This is a genomic window from Arenibacter arenosicollis (assembly GCF_014397245.1).
Classification (GTDB): Bacteria; Bacteroidota; Bacteroidia; order Flavobacteriales; family Flavobacteriaceae; genus Arenibacter; species Arenibacter arenosicollis.
On sequence record NZ_JACLHY010000009.1, the window covers coordinates 141,981 to 158,380 of the forward strand.

At 39.3% G+C, this 16,400-nt stretch carries 11 protein-coding genes; 6 read left to right on the forward strand and 5 right to left on the reverse strand.

Features of this window, described 5'->3' with window-relative positions; genetic code table 11:
• Window positions 1-193: 193 nt before the first annotated feature.
• The 5 genes from H4O18_RS11045 to nirB all read right to left on the reverse strand — a co-directional run bounded on the left by H4O18_RS11045 (window position 194) and on the right by nirB (window position 6,146).
• On the reverse strand, window positions 194-568 hold the full coding sequence (locus tag H4O18_RS11045; protein WP_187584470.1) for a DUF7009 family protein: 375 nt from the start codon (window positions 566-568) through the stop codon (window positions 194-196).
• Window positions 569-675: 107 nt separating this feature from the next.
• A complete protein-coding gene (locus H4O18_RS11050; RefSeq protein ID WP_187584472.1) occupies window positions 676-2,520 on the reverse strand; it encodes an ATP-binding protein in 1,845 nt (614 codons plus the stop codon).
• Between the two features lie 28 nt (window positions 2,521-2,548).
• Window positions 2,549-3,136: a DUF4202 domain-containing protein gene (locus tag H4O18_RS11055; protein ID WP_187584474.1), complete on the reverse strand. Its 588-nt coding sequence runs from the start codon at window positions 3,134-3,136 to the stop codon at window positions 2,549-2,551.
• Between the two features lie 24 nt (window positions 3,137-3,160).
• Entirely contained in the window at window positions 3,161-3,538 is a 378-nt protein-coding gene (gene nirD / locus H4O18_RS11060) for a nitrite reductase small subunit NirD (RefSeq protein WP_187584476.1), read from the reverse strand.
• A gap of 91 nt (window positions 3,539-3,629) precedes the next feature.
• Window positions 3,630-6,146 (reverse strand): nitrite reductase large subunit NirB, encoded by a 2,517-nt coding sequence (gene nirB, locus H4O18_RS11065; RefSeq protein ID WP_187584478.1) that lies wholly within the window; start codon window positions 6,144-6,146, stop codon window positions 3,630-3,632.
• A gap of 126 nt (window positions 6,147-6,272) precedes the next feature.
• On the opposite strand from nirB, the gene cobA reads away from it, so the two are divergent.
• The 6 genes from cobA to H4O18_RS11095 all read left to right on the forward strand — a co-directional run bounded on the left by cobA (window position 6,273) and on the right by H4O18_RS11095 (window position 16,290).
• Complete coding sequence (gene cobA, locus H4O18_RS11070) at window positions 6,273-7,040, forward strand: uroporphyrinogen-III C-methyltransferase (protein WP_187584480.1); 768 nt, start codon at window positions 6,273-6,275, stop codon at window positions 7,038-7,040.
• Window positions 7,041-7,246: 206 nt separating this feature from the next.
• Entirely contained in the window at window positions 7,247-8,665 is a 1,419-nt protein-coding gene (locus H4O18_RS11075) for an MFS transporter (RefSeq protein WP_187584482.1), read from the forward strand.
• 250 nt (window positions 8,666-8,915) lie between these two features.
• Complete coding sequence (locus tag H4O18_RS11080) at window positions 8,916-10,199, forward strand: alginate export family protein (RefSeq protein WP_187584484.1); 1,284 nt, start codon at window positions 8,916-8,918, stop codon at window positions 10,197-10,199.
• A gap of 227 nt (window positions 10,200-10,426) precedes the next feature.
• Window positions 10,427-11,098 (forward strand): response regulator, encoded by a 672-nt coding sequence (locus H4O18_RS11085; RefSeq protein WP_187584486.1) that lies wholly within the window; start codon window positions 10,427-10,429, stop codon window positions 11,096-11,098.
• 210 nt (window positions 11,099-11,308) lie between these two features.
• On the forward strand, window positions 11,309-14,842 hold the full coding sequence (locus H4O18_RS11090; RefSeq protein WP_187584488.1) for a nitrate reductase: 3,534 nt from the start codon (window positions 11,309-11,311) through the stop codon (window positions 14,840-14,842).
• An 11-nt stretch (window positions 14,843-14,853) separates the two neighbouring features.
• A complete protein-coding gene (locus H4O18_RS11095; RefSeq protein ID WP_187584490.1) occupies window positions 14,854-16,290 on the forward strand; it encodes a rubredoxin in 1,437 nt (478 codons plus the stop codon).
• Window positions 16,291-16,400: the final 110 nt, after the last annotated feature.

Below are 16,400 nucleotides of genomic sequence, written 5' to 3' on the forward strand. Positions count from 1 at the left end.
ACCGAATCGAGAAGGAATGCAGAAGGTACACATCAGGTAAATAGCAAAAGAATCCTTTGGTCAGAATCACGGAGATATATCTCCTAAAAGAGGTTCTGCCATAGGTGCAGGCTATTGGGGGGAAACCCTTGTGTTAAAGATGTACCCCCAACATATTACGACTTCTGATTATTTTTTAAGTGATTTTAAGGAATTATTTCCTTTTGTCCATTAATGGATTGGGATAATTATCGGATTGATCTTCAATGGTCTCATCCAAACAGACAAAGTCTTTTTCCAAAAGTAAAAATAGTTCCTTACCATTTCCAAGTGAAATTGCATTCTGAAACCCAACACGATCGCTAGTTGCCCAATCTTTTTTATCCTGCTCTGGCAGGTACAGGGTAATAGTATCATTTTTAAAAATGGCATCCAGGTTGGAGATTTGATCATGACTCCGCAACTCATAGTTGAAGATTTGGTCCTTAAACTCCGTTCGCTCCGCAACATAACCTTCAATGCAAAAGGTTTCAACTTCTGTCTTGGTAAGCCTATATCGTATCGAATTTCCTTTTATCCTGATTTTCATGTTACAATTTAATTAAAAACAATTTCTGCTTTTCATCGATTCCATTTTCCTTTGGAAACTATAATTAAAAACTTCGATTCCAGAAATAATGTGGAATTGAAATCTATTTACTCCTCTTTTTTTATCAATTCCCGGCTGTCCGTTTTATAGTTGATGGTTACACGAGTTCCCTTCCCTTTTATGGAATTGATAAAAAGGCGTCCATTTATATAATTCATCCTCTCCTTCATAAAGAAAAGGCCCATTCCACCTTCACTGTTATTTTTGGGTACCTTTCCCAGGATGGAGTCGTCAAAACCCTTGCCATCATCGTCTATAACTACACTTAAAACGTCGTCATTAAAATTAAGGGTAACCAAAATATAATTAGCCTCTGCATATTTTATAGCATTGTTCACGGCTTCCTGTACCACCCTATAAATATTGGTCTCTGCCAGCGAATTGAATCTAATATTTTCCTCGGTTTTATTTTCGAACAATATGTTTTTTCCTGTGAGTTTTGAAAGTTCATGGGTCATTTTCTGAAGTGCAGGAAATATTCCATGATCACTAAGCTCAGGAGGGGTTAAATTAAAAGTAGCAGTACGTACTCCTTTGATCAAGTCGCTTGAAAGCGCCTTGATATATTCTATTTTTTCGGCCGTTTTTTCCTTATTGGCCAAATTAATAGATTCTATATTAAACTTTAAGGCCGTTAACATTTGCCCAATTCCGTCATGAATATCTTTTGCAATTCGTTTGCGCTCCTCTTCCTGTCCTTCTACAATCTGGCTAGCCTGCAACTGCTTTTGCCTCATGGTCTCCTCATAATTTTCTTTGGTCAATTGAGCCACTTTCATTTGATTCTTTTTCCTTTCGGTAATATCGGAACACAAAATTAAAATAGACTGTTGGGCAGATTGGTGCATTGGAATAATGGACATATCCAACCATAGCGACTCGCCTTTGGCTGTTTTTATCTTTATTTCCTCTGTCCTTATATTTTTCCTATTGCTTTTTAATACTTCCATTAAGTACTGTTGTTGCCCTTCATCAGTGGTCAACATTTCGTATAATAGCCTATTTGTATCCTGATCATTACGCCCAAGAAGTTCATTGAACTTTTTACTGATAAAGACAACATGTCCATCTTGCTTGGCGCTTGCGAAAAGAGCAGCATTATCGATTACAAAATTAAGCTCCTGTAATTCCTGCAAAGATTTTTCCTTTTCCTGAAAAAGTTTTTTTATTTCCTGCGCACTTTCCTCCGATTTCTTTTGGGTGATCATCAAATTTTTGATGGTATTTCTAATTTGTACGGAAAGAGGTTTAAAGATGAAAGATATCTCCAACAACAATATCAGAAGTGAAAATGCCAATAAGAGATACTCCTTGAATTTTAAATTTTGTAGATGTGTTTTGCTAAGGGCGTCATATTTATTGACAATGGTATCCATCATGGCCAAAAAGGCACTTTCGTTTTTTAGGACCGCATCAATATCCGACTGCTTTGGAATGGAATTTCCATTTTCCTTATAATCACCCAAAATATGCTCTACAGCACCAACCATAGCATTGTAGTGCGGGTTTATATTTTCAAATAGAACTTTAACCTCCTCGTTTTCTGCCTTCGAAATACCCATGGCCATATCACCAAATTGCAATGTCTCATGGGCGTTCTTCCAAACGGATAGAGTTTCACCTAATTCTGTAATGACTTGGACGCGCTGTGAAGCATCCGCGCTTTCCTTTAACAGAAGTACTTCTTTGGTCAATTTTTGACTGTAGGCCCTTTGTCTACCCGCTATGTTGATTACTTTGGAATCATCCAATTGGGAATTCAAATGATTTTGAATAAGAATTTGGGCAAATATTATGCTAAGGGCAATGGTAGCCAACGCAAATAAATACCATTTACGGACCCTTAAAAAGGTGGAGGTGTCCAATGGTGTAAGTAATTTATCGTTGTTCATTTCCCAAATTCTGTTGCTAAAATAGTTGCTATCCCTGCAGTGCTTTACCTATAAGCTGTAGGGACTCCTGAGAAAGGGGTAACTTTAATGCAGCTTCATGGCCTTTTTCGGACATTTTTCGCCATGTTTTTTGAAGGATATCCATTAGTTTTTCCTCAGGGTATTTATGGGAAAACGGTTCAAAATAGAATTCTAGGAATACAAGACAAATAACATCTTCCAAAGTCTGTGTATCGGCATTTTTTTTAAGTTGTTTCTTTTCCAATAAAAAACCTACCTGATCTATCATTTCTTGATTATACCCCACCTTCTTAAGGATTGCACCGGCCTTGTCCGCATGAAACTTTTTTAGGTCCTGTCGCCATTTTAGATATCCTGTCCTGTTCATTTCATAGGATTCCCTAGGGATCTCCCATCTTCTGATATGCTGGCACCTCGCCGTTAGTTGAAGGGCCTCGGAAGATTCCGGAGCAAATGTTTTTAGTTTATCTGTCATCCTTATGGCGTACAGCAACTCTTTTGGATATTCCTTGCCCTGCCACATCTCTGTATTGGGGTCATTTTCATTAGCTTCGTCGAACAGACGGAAGGCTTCATTAAGTTTTTCTGAGGCCATGATTTATATTGGTTTTTTCCAAAGCTATTCAGAAAAACCAATATAAACAAAGCCATCCTCTATTTTAACCGGATATGTCGCTATACGGTCTAGATCTCCATTAAGATGTTTTCCCGTTTTTAAGGAAAAAGAATTTTTATGGAGCGGGCAGGCTACCTTGGGTACGCCCTGATCTTCTCCTATCATTCCTCGGGACAGCACCATTTCCATCTTGTGTGGACATAAATTCTGGCATGCATACCAAGTGCCCTCCCTAGTAAAATTGAATACTGCAATTTGTTTATCCTTATATTTTACACAGGCGCCACCATTTATAGGGAATTTGACCACAGCAGCCGCCTTGAACCAAATACTGACATTTTCAGATTCTACAACTTCGTAAGTGCTTAAATTAGATATCATCTTTTATTATTTTAGATAGGATGCAATTGTGCTGCACCTGTTGTTCAACATATTTATTGTTGGATTGTAAATTAAATCTCCAGGATTACAACTAAACCCAGGCCTTAGGCATTTTTTGCTCCCTTAGGGAAACAAACTCAATAGTATCATCAGCTTCTTCAGCATTCACAAAATGGCTGTAACGGGCTCTAATTTCTGGATTTTCAACGGCCTCTTTCCATTCACATTTGTACGTATCCACCAAATGTTGCATTTCACTGTCCAATTGATCTGCAATACCAAGACAATCGTTTATAACAACATCTTTTACATAGTCAATACCTCCTTCAAGTTTGTCCAACCATGCTGCTGTACGGGTTAGGGGAGGAGCGGTTTGTATATAATACATTAAAAATCGGTCCACGTATTTGGTGGCAGTAATCTTATCCACCCTTTCGACCAGCAACTGTGCGTGCTGTGGATTGGCACCACCATTTCCACATATGTAAACGTTCCAACCACCTTCAACGGCTATAAAACCAAAATCCTTATTCCTTGCCTCCGCACATTCCCTGATACACCCAGAAACACCCCCTTTAATTTTATGTGGGGAACGGATTCCTTTATATCGGTTTTCTATATCAATGGCAAAAGTTACACTTTCGTCCATCCCATATCTACACCATGTTGAGCCAACACAACTTTTTACGGTGCGTAACGATTTACCATAGGCTTGACCAGTTTCAAATCTTTCTGCGATCAATTCCTCCCAAATAAGAGGCAATTCATGCAATTGGGCGCCAAACATGTCTATACGCTGACCACCCGTAATTTTGGTATACAGATCATACTTTTGGGCTATCCTACCAATAGCCAAAAGTTGTTTTGGGGTAATTTCACCTGCAGCGACCCTCGGAACCACCGAATAGGTACCATTTCTTTGAATGTTGGCCAAAAATCGATCATTTGTATCTTGTATAGTTTCTTGTCTATTTGCGGTTTCATTATAGATACTTGCAAAGATAGAGGCGACAGCAGGCTTACAAACTTCACAACCATGTCCTTTTCCAACCTCGTCCAATAAGGAATCATAGTCCTCAATTTTCTTAAGTTTTACAATATCATAAAGCTCCTGTCTGGAATATTCAAAATGCTCGCAAATTGATTCCTTAACCACTTTCCCGAGCGATTTTAGGGTTTCCTTGACCAAATCGTCTACCATAGGTTTACAGCCTCCGCAACCCGTAGTTGCTTTGGTAGCCTTGGCTATTGCTTTTAAACTTTCATTGCCATCTTCCTTTACGGAACAACATATTTGCCCCTTAGAGACCGCTTCACAGGAACATACAACGGCAGTATCCGGTAGGTCCATAGCACTGCCAAAAGAGACATCCTCACCACTTCGACTTCCTAAAATTAGGTTCTCAGGGTTTTTGGGAAGGGGCATTTCATTGAGATACATCTGCAATAACATATTGTAATCTTTGGCATCTCCTACTAGTATACCACCCAAAAGTCTTTTGCCGTCGTGGCTTACATTAATTCGTTTATATAGACTCTCAGTCTTGTTTTCGAAAATAATGGAATGACCTTTCTCCGCTGGCATAAACGGAGTTCCAAAACTGGCCACATCCACACCTATCAATTTAAGCTTGGTGGACATATCTATTTCCGCGGCCATAGTAGTTTCCTCCAAACCTATTATTTGATCCACGGCAACACCCGCCATTTCATATCCAGGGGCTACAAGACCATATATCATTTGGTTATAAAGGGCAATTTCACCAATGGCGAAAATATTAGGGTCTGAGGTCCTCATCTTATTGTCCACCACGATTCCTCCTCGGGTACCCATTTTAAGACCGCAACTTTTTCCCAATTCATCCCTAGGTCGTATTCCTGCCGAAATAACCAACATATCTACATTAAGGACATCATCCTCTCCAAATTCCATTCCTATTACATGACCATTACCCAAAATTTGATTGGTAGCTTTGCTCAAATGGATATTGATTCCCATAGATTCCAATTTTACCTGAAGCACCTTGCTACTTCTGGTGTCCAACTGTCTGGGCATTAATTTAGGGGCAAATTCTACTACATGAGGTTCAAGACCCATATCCATAACGGCTTTGGCAGCTTCCAACCCCAATAGGCCACCACCTAATATGGCAGCTTTAGGTTTTTGAACTTTCTTTTTTATTTTATCCGCATAAGCAAGAGTCTCTTCCAAATCCTCTATGGTCCTGTATACAAATACTCCATCCTTATCCACCCCATTTATCTGTGGCACAAAGGGACTAGATCCTGTTGCCAACACTAAGTAATCATAGTTGAAGGTTTTTTCGCTTAGGGTTGTTATGGTTTTCGAATTTCGATGAATGTCCGTAACTCTCTCGTTGGTAAAAAGCTCAATTTTATTCTCTTGGTACCATTCGCGAGGAGCCATTGACAAACGTTCTGCGTCCCCATTTTCAAAATATTCACTCAAATGCACCCTATCATAGGCAACTCTTGGTTCTTCTCCGAAAACAATTAGTTTAAAGGAGTCTTGATCTACTTTGGCGACAAACTTCTCACAGAATTTGTATCCAACCATTCCATTTCCAACTACAATTACGGTCTTCATACTTCTACGTTTAAATGTTACGTAGCAATATTACGTATTATTACGTAATAATAATGTGTTTTTATAAAAATAAATACGTAGTTTTGTTGCGGAATTCTTAATTGAACACCTAAAACAATAGAAATTATGAGCATATCTAAAGCCCCAAAAGTAAGTCTAGTAGGTGCAGGTCCTGGGAGTAGCGACCTTATCACCATAAGAGGATACAAAGCATTGGAAGATGCCGATGTAATCCTATACGATGCTCTTGTAAGTATGGAATTACTCAATGAATTAAATACCGATATCCCAAAATTATATGTAGGAAAAAGATGCGGACAACATTCCTATTCACAGAAGGACATTAATAAATTAATAGTAGAACATGCCTTTAATTACGGACATGTGGTACGTTTAAAGGGAGGTGATCCATTTGTTTTTGGTAGAGCCAGTGAAGAATTGGAATATGTAGAGTCCTTTGGGATACCAGTGACGGTGGTACCAGGGGTAACAAGTGCCATTGCAGTTCCGGCTAGTCAGGGAATACCGGTAACCCGACGCGGAATTAGTAGTAGTTTTTGGGTGATGACCGCCACCAAACGCGATGGTTCCTTTTCCGAAGATCTGGAACTCGCCGCTAAGTCTTCCGCTACTATGATCATTCTAATGGGAATACGTAGATTTCAGGAAATCGCCCATAAAATTTCTCAGTTTAGAAATGTATCGACCCCATTCGCCATTATACAAAATGGAACAACCAGAAATGAAAGCTGTATAACCGGAATACTTAATGATGCCGATTCCATAGTAAATCAAATAGATGCAACACAGCCTGGAATAATAGTAGTTGGGGAAGTTGTGGCGGAACACCCCTCATTCTTTGAAGAAGAAATTCAAAGGGTTCTCAACTATTAAGAACCAACTTAGAATGCCTTATTTACAATACTGTAATTAAATCAGCCAATATTCTGAAATTTCGCAAATGCAAGCTCAATATTTTTTCACCTTAATAAAAATACATCCAATTTCCATAATTACGCAACAATAATAAGTAATAATACGTAGAAATACTTACTTTTGAATTGTTGAATGAAATAACTAATCCTAAAAACAATTCAGTTATGAAAGAATTTGTCTCTGCCAAAGCTACGAAATTAGAACTTTTAAACTTAAAGAGCGTTCCTATACGTACATTTTGGATAACCTCTATAGCCTTCTTCATTTGTTTCTTTGCCTGGTTCGGTATTGTCCCTTTTATGCCGGACGTAGTTAAGGACTTGGGCTTGACCCCAACACAAAAATGGAACTCCATTATTTTAGCAGTTTCTGGAACCGTGTTTGCTCGATTGTTAATAGGTAAGTTATGTGATAAATACGGCCCTAGATTATGTTATACGTATTTATTGATACTTGGTTCCATACCAGTGATACTTCTGGGTTTTGTACAAACCCCGCTTCAATTTCTAATATGTAGGTTGTTTATTGGCTTTATAGGAGCTTCGTTCGTAATAACACAATTCCATACTTCCATAATGTTTGCTCCCAATATTGTGGGTACGGCAAATGCCACTTCTGCCGGTTGGGGTAATCTAGGAGGAGGAGCCAATCGCTTAGGCATGCCATTAATTGCTGCTGGGGTTATCAGTTTCGGTATTTCCGAAGAAATAGCTTGGCGGTATTCTATGGTAATAGCCGGAGTTATTTGCCTGTCAATGGGTATTATTTATTATTTCTTTACCAAAGATACTCCAGAAGGCAATTTTAAAGAATTAAAGGAAGAAGGAAAAATGCCCCGCTTAAAAAAAGATGAAGTGTCTTTCCTAAGTACATTAAAGGATTATAGGGTGTGGATTCTATTTTTGGTATATGCAGCCTGTTTTGGAATTGAGCTGACCGTGTATGGCACCATGGATGATTATCTTCAGAATAGATTTGGTCTTGACCGCTCAACAGCAGGTAACTTGGTGTTATCCTTTGCCCTAATGAACATTTTTGCCAGGACTTTAGGTGGATATTTTGGCGATCTTTTCGGAAAGTTTCGTGGCCTACGTGGCAGGGTTATTTTTCTTGCCTTGATATTGGCGGCCGAAGGAGTAATGCTTTCTGTCTTTTCCTTAACCACCAGTTTGGTGTTCGGAATGATATTTTTAATAGCATTTAGCCTCACAGTTCAAATGGCGGAAGGTGCCACCTTCTCGGTAGTTCCTTTCATTAACAAAAAGGCTATAGGGTCCATTTCCGGAATTGTGGGTGCAGGTGGAAATGTTGGTGCTTTTTTGGCCGCCATGTTATTGAAATCCAAATCGGCAGTGGCAGAGAGTGCAGCCATAGCGGCTAACAGCGAATTAGGCGAACAAGCTGTTAAGGCAGCTCAGACCACGGCAGCAGCTTCAGCAGTTTCCAATGGGTTCTTTATTATAGGTGGATTTATAGTGAGTGCAGCCGTATTATCCCTGGCCATTAGGTTTGCTACATCCGAAGAAAAAGCCGTCATCGATGAAACCAAAGCTGAACTTGCATTATCAGGTATGGATAAATAGGAGGGCAGCTAAATGGGATGTTTTCCCAAAATAGAACCCAATTCATTGAAATTCAAATCCAATTACGGAATCAGCAATTATTAATACCTAATTCCGTAAACCTGACCAAAATATGAAATAAGCCATAATAGTTCTTGATTTGAACTGAAATCAACGATTCACGAACACCAAAAATTAAATTAAAAATTCGTGAGTAAAAGTTTAATGGCGAATTACATCTGGCCTCTTAAAAACAAATACATAAAAACAGATGAAAAGAATATACCTATTATTTACCGTTATAGCCCTATATGGACCATTATCCAATGCCCAATTTACATTGGATGGTGAATTTAGACCTCGTACCGAATTACGTCATGGTTTTGGAAACCTAATCTCCGATGATGCCGATGCCGGTTTTGGGGTATCAACCCGTTTACGATTAAATGCTGGTTACGATATAGAGGCCTATAAGTTTTATGTAAGCCTGCAAGATGTTATGGTATGGGGAGAAAACAGACAACTTCTTCCTGATGATGAGAATAATTCCTTTGCTGTATTTGAGGCTTGGGCCGATATTAATCTGGGAAGTGGTTTTTCCACCAAATTAGGAAGACAGACCTTGGATTATGACGACCAGCGTATTTTGGGCAGTGTTGGATGGACACAACAGGGACGTAATCACGATGCCGCCATTTTCAAATATGCCAAGGAGAAATTTCAACTGGATCTTGGATTGGCCTACAGCCAGGATTACGACAACCCCAGTGGATTTCAATCGGTAAGCACTGCCTATAATACAACTGGATTCTTTTCCTATAAAACCATGCAATACCTTTATTTAAAGGAAAATTGGAAAAATTTAAGTGGGAGCCTATTGCTGTTGAACAATGGCTTCCAAAATTTTGAAACGGATGGAACCACACCGGATGGGCTAAGTAATCTGCAGACCCTAGGAACACATTTGGACTATAAAAAAGGCAGTTTCGGTGCAGCCTTGAACGCTTATCTTCAAACAGGTGAAAGACAGGGTGCTGTTGATGTGGGTGGAGCTTATTTGTTGGGACTGGATATTAACTATACCGCTTCAGCCAAAGTAAGTTTAGGGGCAGGTATGGAAATCATTAGTGCTAATGATGCCAATACAAGTGATAAAACGGAAGCGTTTTTCCCACTATATGGTACCAATCATAAATTCAACGGATTTATGGATTATTTCTACGTAGGCAATCATGCCAATTCCGTAGGCTTGTTCGATGTTCATGTGAGTGCCAATTTTAAACTTGGAGAAAAATCAAGCCTTCTACTAAAGGCGCTTAATTTTAGTGGAGAGCAAGCATTACCCAGTGGCGAAAAATCTCTGGGTACGGAAATAGATCTTGTGTTTTCACAGGCATTCAACGGCTATTCCCTACAATTGGGTTATTCCCAAATGTTTGCTGGCGATGGAATGTATGAATTAAAAGGCATCACAGAAGATGCCTCGGCCAGTAGCCAAAACTGGGCATGGGCCATGTTGGTCATCAAGCCCAAATTTTTGAATACTTCAAAATAAGAAAATTATAATCAAAGCCCCCCAATTAGTGGGGCTTTTGATTTAAGAGCGTCACTTGAAAATTATCTTCAAAAGCCCGGTTGGTCATACTTAGCCACCATATTAAAACTATAGCTCATGTGCCATTGCTAATTAGATTTATAATCAAAAATGAAGAATCTATTTTCACCGTATGAATACTTAGTTTTAATTTTATCCTATATTTGTTTGGAAAGAAAATAACAATTGTGAATAAAACTACGCGTATTGTATTGGCTGATGACCATTCCTTGGTAAGGGATGGAATTCGTGCATTATTGGAGGAAGATGAAAATTATGTGGTGATCGGAGAAGTCTCCAATGGTAAGGAGGCCGTTAAAATGGTACTGGACAAGAATCCTGATCTCTTAATAATTGATATCCGAATGCCAGAAATGAATGGCATAGAAGCTGTAGAGGAACTTAAAAAACATTCTTCTACAACGAAATGTATTATACTTTCAATGCACGATTCCGAAGAATATATCCTTAAATCGGTTAATGCCGGAGCTAGTGGTTATCTCTTAAAGGATACCGGTAAAACAGAATTTCTTAAGGCCATTTCCACAGTGGAACAAGGTGGAAAATATTTCAGTGGTGATATTTCCAATGTTTTGGTAAACAATTTATTGAGTCAAGGAAAGGCTAAGCAGGAGAATCAATTACCAACAACAAATGGAAATAACTCCTTTGGAATTACAAGTAAGGAACTACAAATCTTAGAGCTTGTACTTTCAGGGCTTACCAATAAGCAAATATCGGAAAAACTTCAAAAAAGCAAACGCACCATTGAAACCCATCGCTTTAATCTAATGCGAAAGATGGGGGTAAATAACCTTATGGACCTGGCGAAGAAAGCACAGGAATATAAGTTGGTATAACTTATACCTGATCGGTAATTATTTACCACCCTACTTAAGTCAATGGCTTATTTAGGTAAGTGTTAATTCGGTAATATCCAATATACGATCACTTTTATTGTCTTTTCATCAATATTCTGCTTAACTATTATCAATAAAATACTACGTATTTATACTTAATTTGGTAATTTTAAACCATTATTAAATGGTTTCTTTTAATACCAGGATTTTATGCAGAAAAAGAACGAACATAAAACTATTTGCTCCTATTGTGGGGTTGGATGTGGAATTTTGGTAGAACAGGACTCCAAGGGCAATATTAGTGTTGAAGGAGATCCCGATTATCCGGTGAACAAGGGCATGCTCTGTTCCAAGGGGAAAAACCTCAATTATGTAGCCCAGGATACCAGTGATCGTATTTTGTATCCTGAAATGAGATGGAGTAGAAACCACCCTTTGCAAAGAGTATCCTGGGATACGGCCTTTGATAGGGCCGCAGCCGTATTTAAGAGCATTATTGAAAAGCATGGCCCAGATAGTGTGGGCTTTTATGTTTCGGGTCAATGTCTTACAGAAGAGTATTACTTAGTAAATAAACTCACCAAAGGCTTTATTGGCACCAATAATATTGACACCAATTCCAGGCTATGCATGAGTTCTGCAGTGGTGGGCTACAAAAAAATGTTGGGTGAAGATTCCGTGCCCATTTCATATGAGGATATAGAACTTTCAGATTGCTTTCTTATTGCCGGGGCAAATCCGGCCTGGTGTCACCCCATTCTTTTTAGAAGGATAGAAAATCATAAGGAGAAAAATCCTGATGTAAAAATAATAGTCGTAGATCCCCGTAAGACGCAAACCTGCGCTGCAGCAGACCTACATTTACAGATTTTACCAGGGACAGATGTTATTCTGTTTAACGCCATGGCCCGTTGGTTGATAGAAAAGAAAAAGATAGACAGGAATTTTATTAAAAAGCACACTGTAAATTTTGATGCTGTAAAGGAAAGTGCCTTTCAACTTTCTTTAAAAAAGGCAGCCGAACTGTGTGGTGTTTCCGTGGAGGATATTAAAAAGGCCGCAATGTATATTGGCAACGCCAAGGCTTTTATAAGCATGTGGACTATGGGTCTAAACCAGAGTGTTATTGGAGTCTCTAAAAATGTTTCTTTAATGAACCTGTCCTTGCTTACCGGGCAGATCGGGAAACCAGGAGCCGGACCTTTTTCACTTACGGGACAGCCCAACGCCATGGGGGGTAGGGAAGTAGGTGGAATGGCTAGTTTATTGGCTGCCCACAGGGAATTGGGCAATCCCAAGCACCGTAAGGAGGTGACAGATTTCTGGGGAGGAAAAGAAATAAAATCAGAACCCGGATACACTGCAACCGAAATGTTCGATGCTCTGGAAAGTGGTAAAATGAAAGCAGTTTGGATCATTTGCACCAATCCCATTGTAAGTATGCCCAATGTTCACAAGGCAGAAAGGGCATTAAAAAATGCAAGTTTTGTAGTGGTTCAGGATATTTCCCATAATTCCGAGAGTACCAAATTTGCAGATCTGCTTTTACCCGCTGCCGGCTGGTTGGAAAAGGATGGAACAATGACCAATTCAGAAAGGCGTATAAGTTATCTTCCCAAAGTGATAGGTGCCCCAGGGGAAGCTTTACCGGATGCTGAAATATTATGGAAGTTCGCCCAAAAAATGGGGTATCATGGATTTGATTATAAAAATACCAGTGAAGTGTATGACGAACATTGCCTTTTAACCAAAGGCACCGAAATAGATATAACAGGCCTTTCCCATGAAAGATTAAAGCGGGAAGGTAGTTTTCAATGGCCGGTTCCACACGCCACACATATGGGTACCCCAAGATTGTTTACGGATTATCAATTCTTTACCAATGACAAGAAATCGCACTTTAACGCCCCTGCTTCACTTTACAACAAGTCTGAGATAACAACTCCTGAATATCCATTAATACTCAACACCGGAAGGGTAAGGGATCAATGGCATACCCGCACCAAAACAGGGAAGGTAAAGCGGCTATTGACGCATATTCCCGATCCGTATTTGGAAATGAACAAGGTGGACGCCTATTTGCGAAAATTAAAGGATGGGGATATAGCCGTCATAAAAAGTAGAAGGGGAACGGTTCGGGTAAAGGTAAAGGTGAATTTCGACATTCGCGAAAAGGTAGTATTCCTTCCCATGCATTGGGGGAAAGTGCTCAATAACGATTTTGGACGGGCCAATAATTTGACCAATGACCTGGTTGACCCAGTTTCCAAAGAACCCGATTTTAAATATTGTGCCGTAGAAGTGGCTAAATATGTAAAACCCAAACAGAAGATTCTCATTATCGGAGCGGGAGCTGCCGCTTATAGATTTGTTCAAACCTATAGGGAGAAAAATGAAACCGATGAGCTCCATGTATTCTCCAAGGAAAAAGATCCATTTTACAATCGAGTATTGCTCCCTGAATATGTGAGCGAGGAACTTACTTGGGAAGCCTTGGAAAAATTAAAAAAAGGCGAACTTCAAAAGTTGAATATCACCCTGCATTCTGGGATTGGAGTAACGCAAATAGACAGGACTAATAAAACCATAATGGACGACAATGGTTTAGAACATACCTATGATATCCTTATAATGGCCACAGGTAGTCGCGCTTTTGTGCCAAGTGAGGTACAAATAAATATGCCCGGTCGCTTTACTATGAGAGAACGCGGGGATGCCGATAAATTGCGTAAATATTTACAGGATACAGGGCTTCCCGCGGAGGAACAGCATGTGGTTATTGTTGGGGGTGGGCTTTTAGGCCTTGAGTTGGCAGCGGCCCTTAAGAATAGGAATGTTAATATCAGTATTATTCAACGTGCCCCTAGATTAATGGAAAGACAGTTGGATAGAATTGCAAGTCGACTTTTGGCAGAGGATGTCAATGATCGGGGAATCAAGGTTTATTATGACAATGAGGTAAGTACGGTGTTTGAGGAAAGGGATGATAAAAATTCACTCTCAATTACCTTAAAAACTGGAAGGACCGTAAAGTGCAATGCCATAGTTTACGCCATTGGCACACGCCCCAATATTGAATTGGCAAAACATACCGATCTTAAAACCGGAAGGGGAGTGGTAGTCAATGAATATTTACAGACCAGTGATCCCAATATTTTTGCCCTAGGTGAAATTGCTGAATTTAGGAATGCACTTTTTGGAATTACTTCGGCCGCCGAGCAACAGGCAGATACTGCGGCAAAATACATTTTTGGGGATTTTAGCAGTATTTATAATGGGTCCATACTCATGAATATTCTAAAGTTTGAAAATCTGGACCTATGTAGTCTGGGGATGGTGAATGCTCCCATGGACGACAGTAGCTATGAGGAAATAATTCTGATGGACGTCAGCAAAAAATATTATAAGAAATGTATAGTTAAGGATGACACCTTAAAAGGTGCCATTTTAATGGGGGATAAAAATGAGTTTGCCGAGTTTAAAAGACTAATAGAAGAGGAAATTGAATTATCGGAAAAACGGAACGAGCTACTAAGAGGGCAATCGAATTCCGTTCCCTTAAAAGGAAAATTGGTTTGCTCCTGCAGTCAAGTCGGGGAAGGCAATCTAATAGAAACTATCAACGGAGGCTGCGAGGACTTCTCTAAACTATGTTCTGAAACAGGGGCCGGATTGGGATGTGGAAGTTGCAAACCCGAGATACAGGATATCCTGCGTAAACAATTACAAACGGTTACTTCATAAAACACAATATTATGAATGATGATTTACATAGAATACTGATCAAAGGGGGGGTAACCTCTCCTGGAGAACTTAAGGATATCATTGCCATGTTGGAAGCGGGCGGGCTGAAGGAAGTATTTTTTGGATCCCGACTGGATCTATTGTTTCCTTTAAAAAATGCCAAGGAGGAACAACTGGAACAAATATCAAAATTTAATACGGATATCATTGCCGATAGAAGCTATCAAAACATAGTATGTTCCTACGTGTCCGCCGATATTTTTGAAATGACCTACTGGCTAAAAGGTTCTACATATTTGTACATTTTGGAGGGTTTTGATTATCTGCCAAAATTAAAGATCAATATTACCGATCCCAAGCAGCGCTTGGTTCCCATTTTTAGCGGTAACCTAAACTTTATAGCATCGGACAATGAGGATTATTGGTATCTTAACGTTAAACTGCCCCACTGGGCAAAGTCTGTTTACTACCCCGTACTAATTTATAGCTGGGACATTAATACTGTAGCCAAGGCCATTGAGGAAATATATACTGACATAGCGGATATAGATGAGCTGTTTTTTGTCCTCAATAAAAAATTGGATACCAACAACAGGACTATTGAGAGAGAACTGGAGATTCCCTATATTAAATTTCCATATTATGAAGGAATGAACAGGATGGGATTGGATGAATATTGGTTGGGACTTTATTGGAGAAACAATAGATACGATCTGGATTTTCTAAAAAAATTATGTGGGTTTTGCTTGGACAACAGTATTGGAAAAATATGCATTACACCATGGAAATCATTCATAATCAAGGGTGTTAAAAGTTCCAGTAGGCCCGAACTTGAACGTTTCTTGGGACAAAAAGGAATAAATATTCGTCATTCGCAATTGGAAATGAACTGGCATCTCCCAGTGGATGACATGGAGGCTTTGGAGTTAAAAAAATTCTTGGTGCTTAGTTTTGACCAGAACGATATAAGTACCTACGGTCTTACCTTTGGAATAAGTAATGAAACGGGAAAAAGAACCCATTTCTCTTCCGTTATCATTGAAAAAAACACCCAGCCCACAATAGTTAAGGATTTTGCCGTGAGGCCTACCTACAATGTGTTGCATTTCAGAAATTTTGATCCCAACACCCAAGAATATCAAGTGTACGCCCAAGACGTGGATAAGATAGAACTCCCCGGTCTTTTAATGGAACTTAGTAAAAATTATTTCGATCAGTTGGGCAGGGCAGTGGTAAAAAAAGAAGCCCCCAAGAATACAAATGATGACCAATTGAAAGAGGTGTATCAATGTACTTCCTGTTTCACCGTTTACGATGAAACTTATGGGGATGCCAAATCCCAAATTCCCGCTGGAACGGCATTTAAAGACCTTGGCGAGGATTACAGTTGTTCTGTTTGTGGCGCCTCCAAAGCCGGATTTGAGAAAATGAAATTGCAGATATTGTAGTGGGACCATATCTTGGCAAACTAATTTTAAGGTATTAAATAGTCTATATGCCTGCCTAGACAAAAACTATAAAACCAGAATAAGAAGTGGTTGGGCGAAATTGGAAATCG

What these genes read in the sequence shown, in the direction of transcription:
- H4O18_RS11045 (WP_187584470.1), bottom strand. Translation starts at nt 568, where the DNA reads ATGAAAATCAGGATAAAAGGAAATTCGATACGATATAGGCTTACCAAG.
- H4O18_RS11050 (WP_187584472.1), bottom strand. Translation starts at nt 2,520, where the DNA reads ATGAACAACGATAAATTACTTACACCATTGGACACCTCCACCTTTTTA.
- H4O18_RS11055 (WP_187584474.1), bottom strand. Translation starts at nt 3,136, where the DNA reads ATGGCCTCAGAAAAACTTAATGAAGCCTTCCGTCTGTTCGACGAAGCT.
- nirD (WP_187584476.1), bottom strand. Translation starts at nt 3,538, where the DNA reads ATGATATCTAATTTAAGCACTTACGAAGTTGTAGAATCTGAAAATGTC.
- nirB (WP_187584478.1), bottom strand. Translation starts at nt 6,146, where the DNA reads ATGAAGACCGTAATTGTAGTTGGAAATGGAATGGTTGGATACAAATTC.
- cobA (WP_187584480.1), top strand. Translation starts at nt 6,273, where the DNA reads ATGAGCATATCTAAAGCCCCAAAAGTAAGTCTAGTAGGTGCAGGTCCT.
- H4O18_RS11075 (WP_187584482.1), top strand. Translation starts at nt 7,247, where the DNA reads ATGAAAGAATTTGTCTCTGCCAAAGCTACGAAATTAGAACTTTTAAAC.
- H4O18_RS11080 (WP_187584484.1), top strand. Translation starts at nt 8,916, where the DNA reads ATGAAAAGAATATACCTATTATTTACCGTTATAGCCCTATATGGACCA.
- H4O18_RS11090 (WP_187584488.1), top strand. Translation starts at nt 11,309, where the DNA reads ATGCAGAAAAAGAACGAACATAAAACTATTTGCTCCTATTGTGGGGTT.
- H4O18_RS11095 (WP_187584490.1), top strand. Translation starts at nt 14,854, where the DNA reads ATGAATGATGATTTACATAGAATACTGATCAAAGGGGGGGTAACCTCT.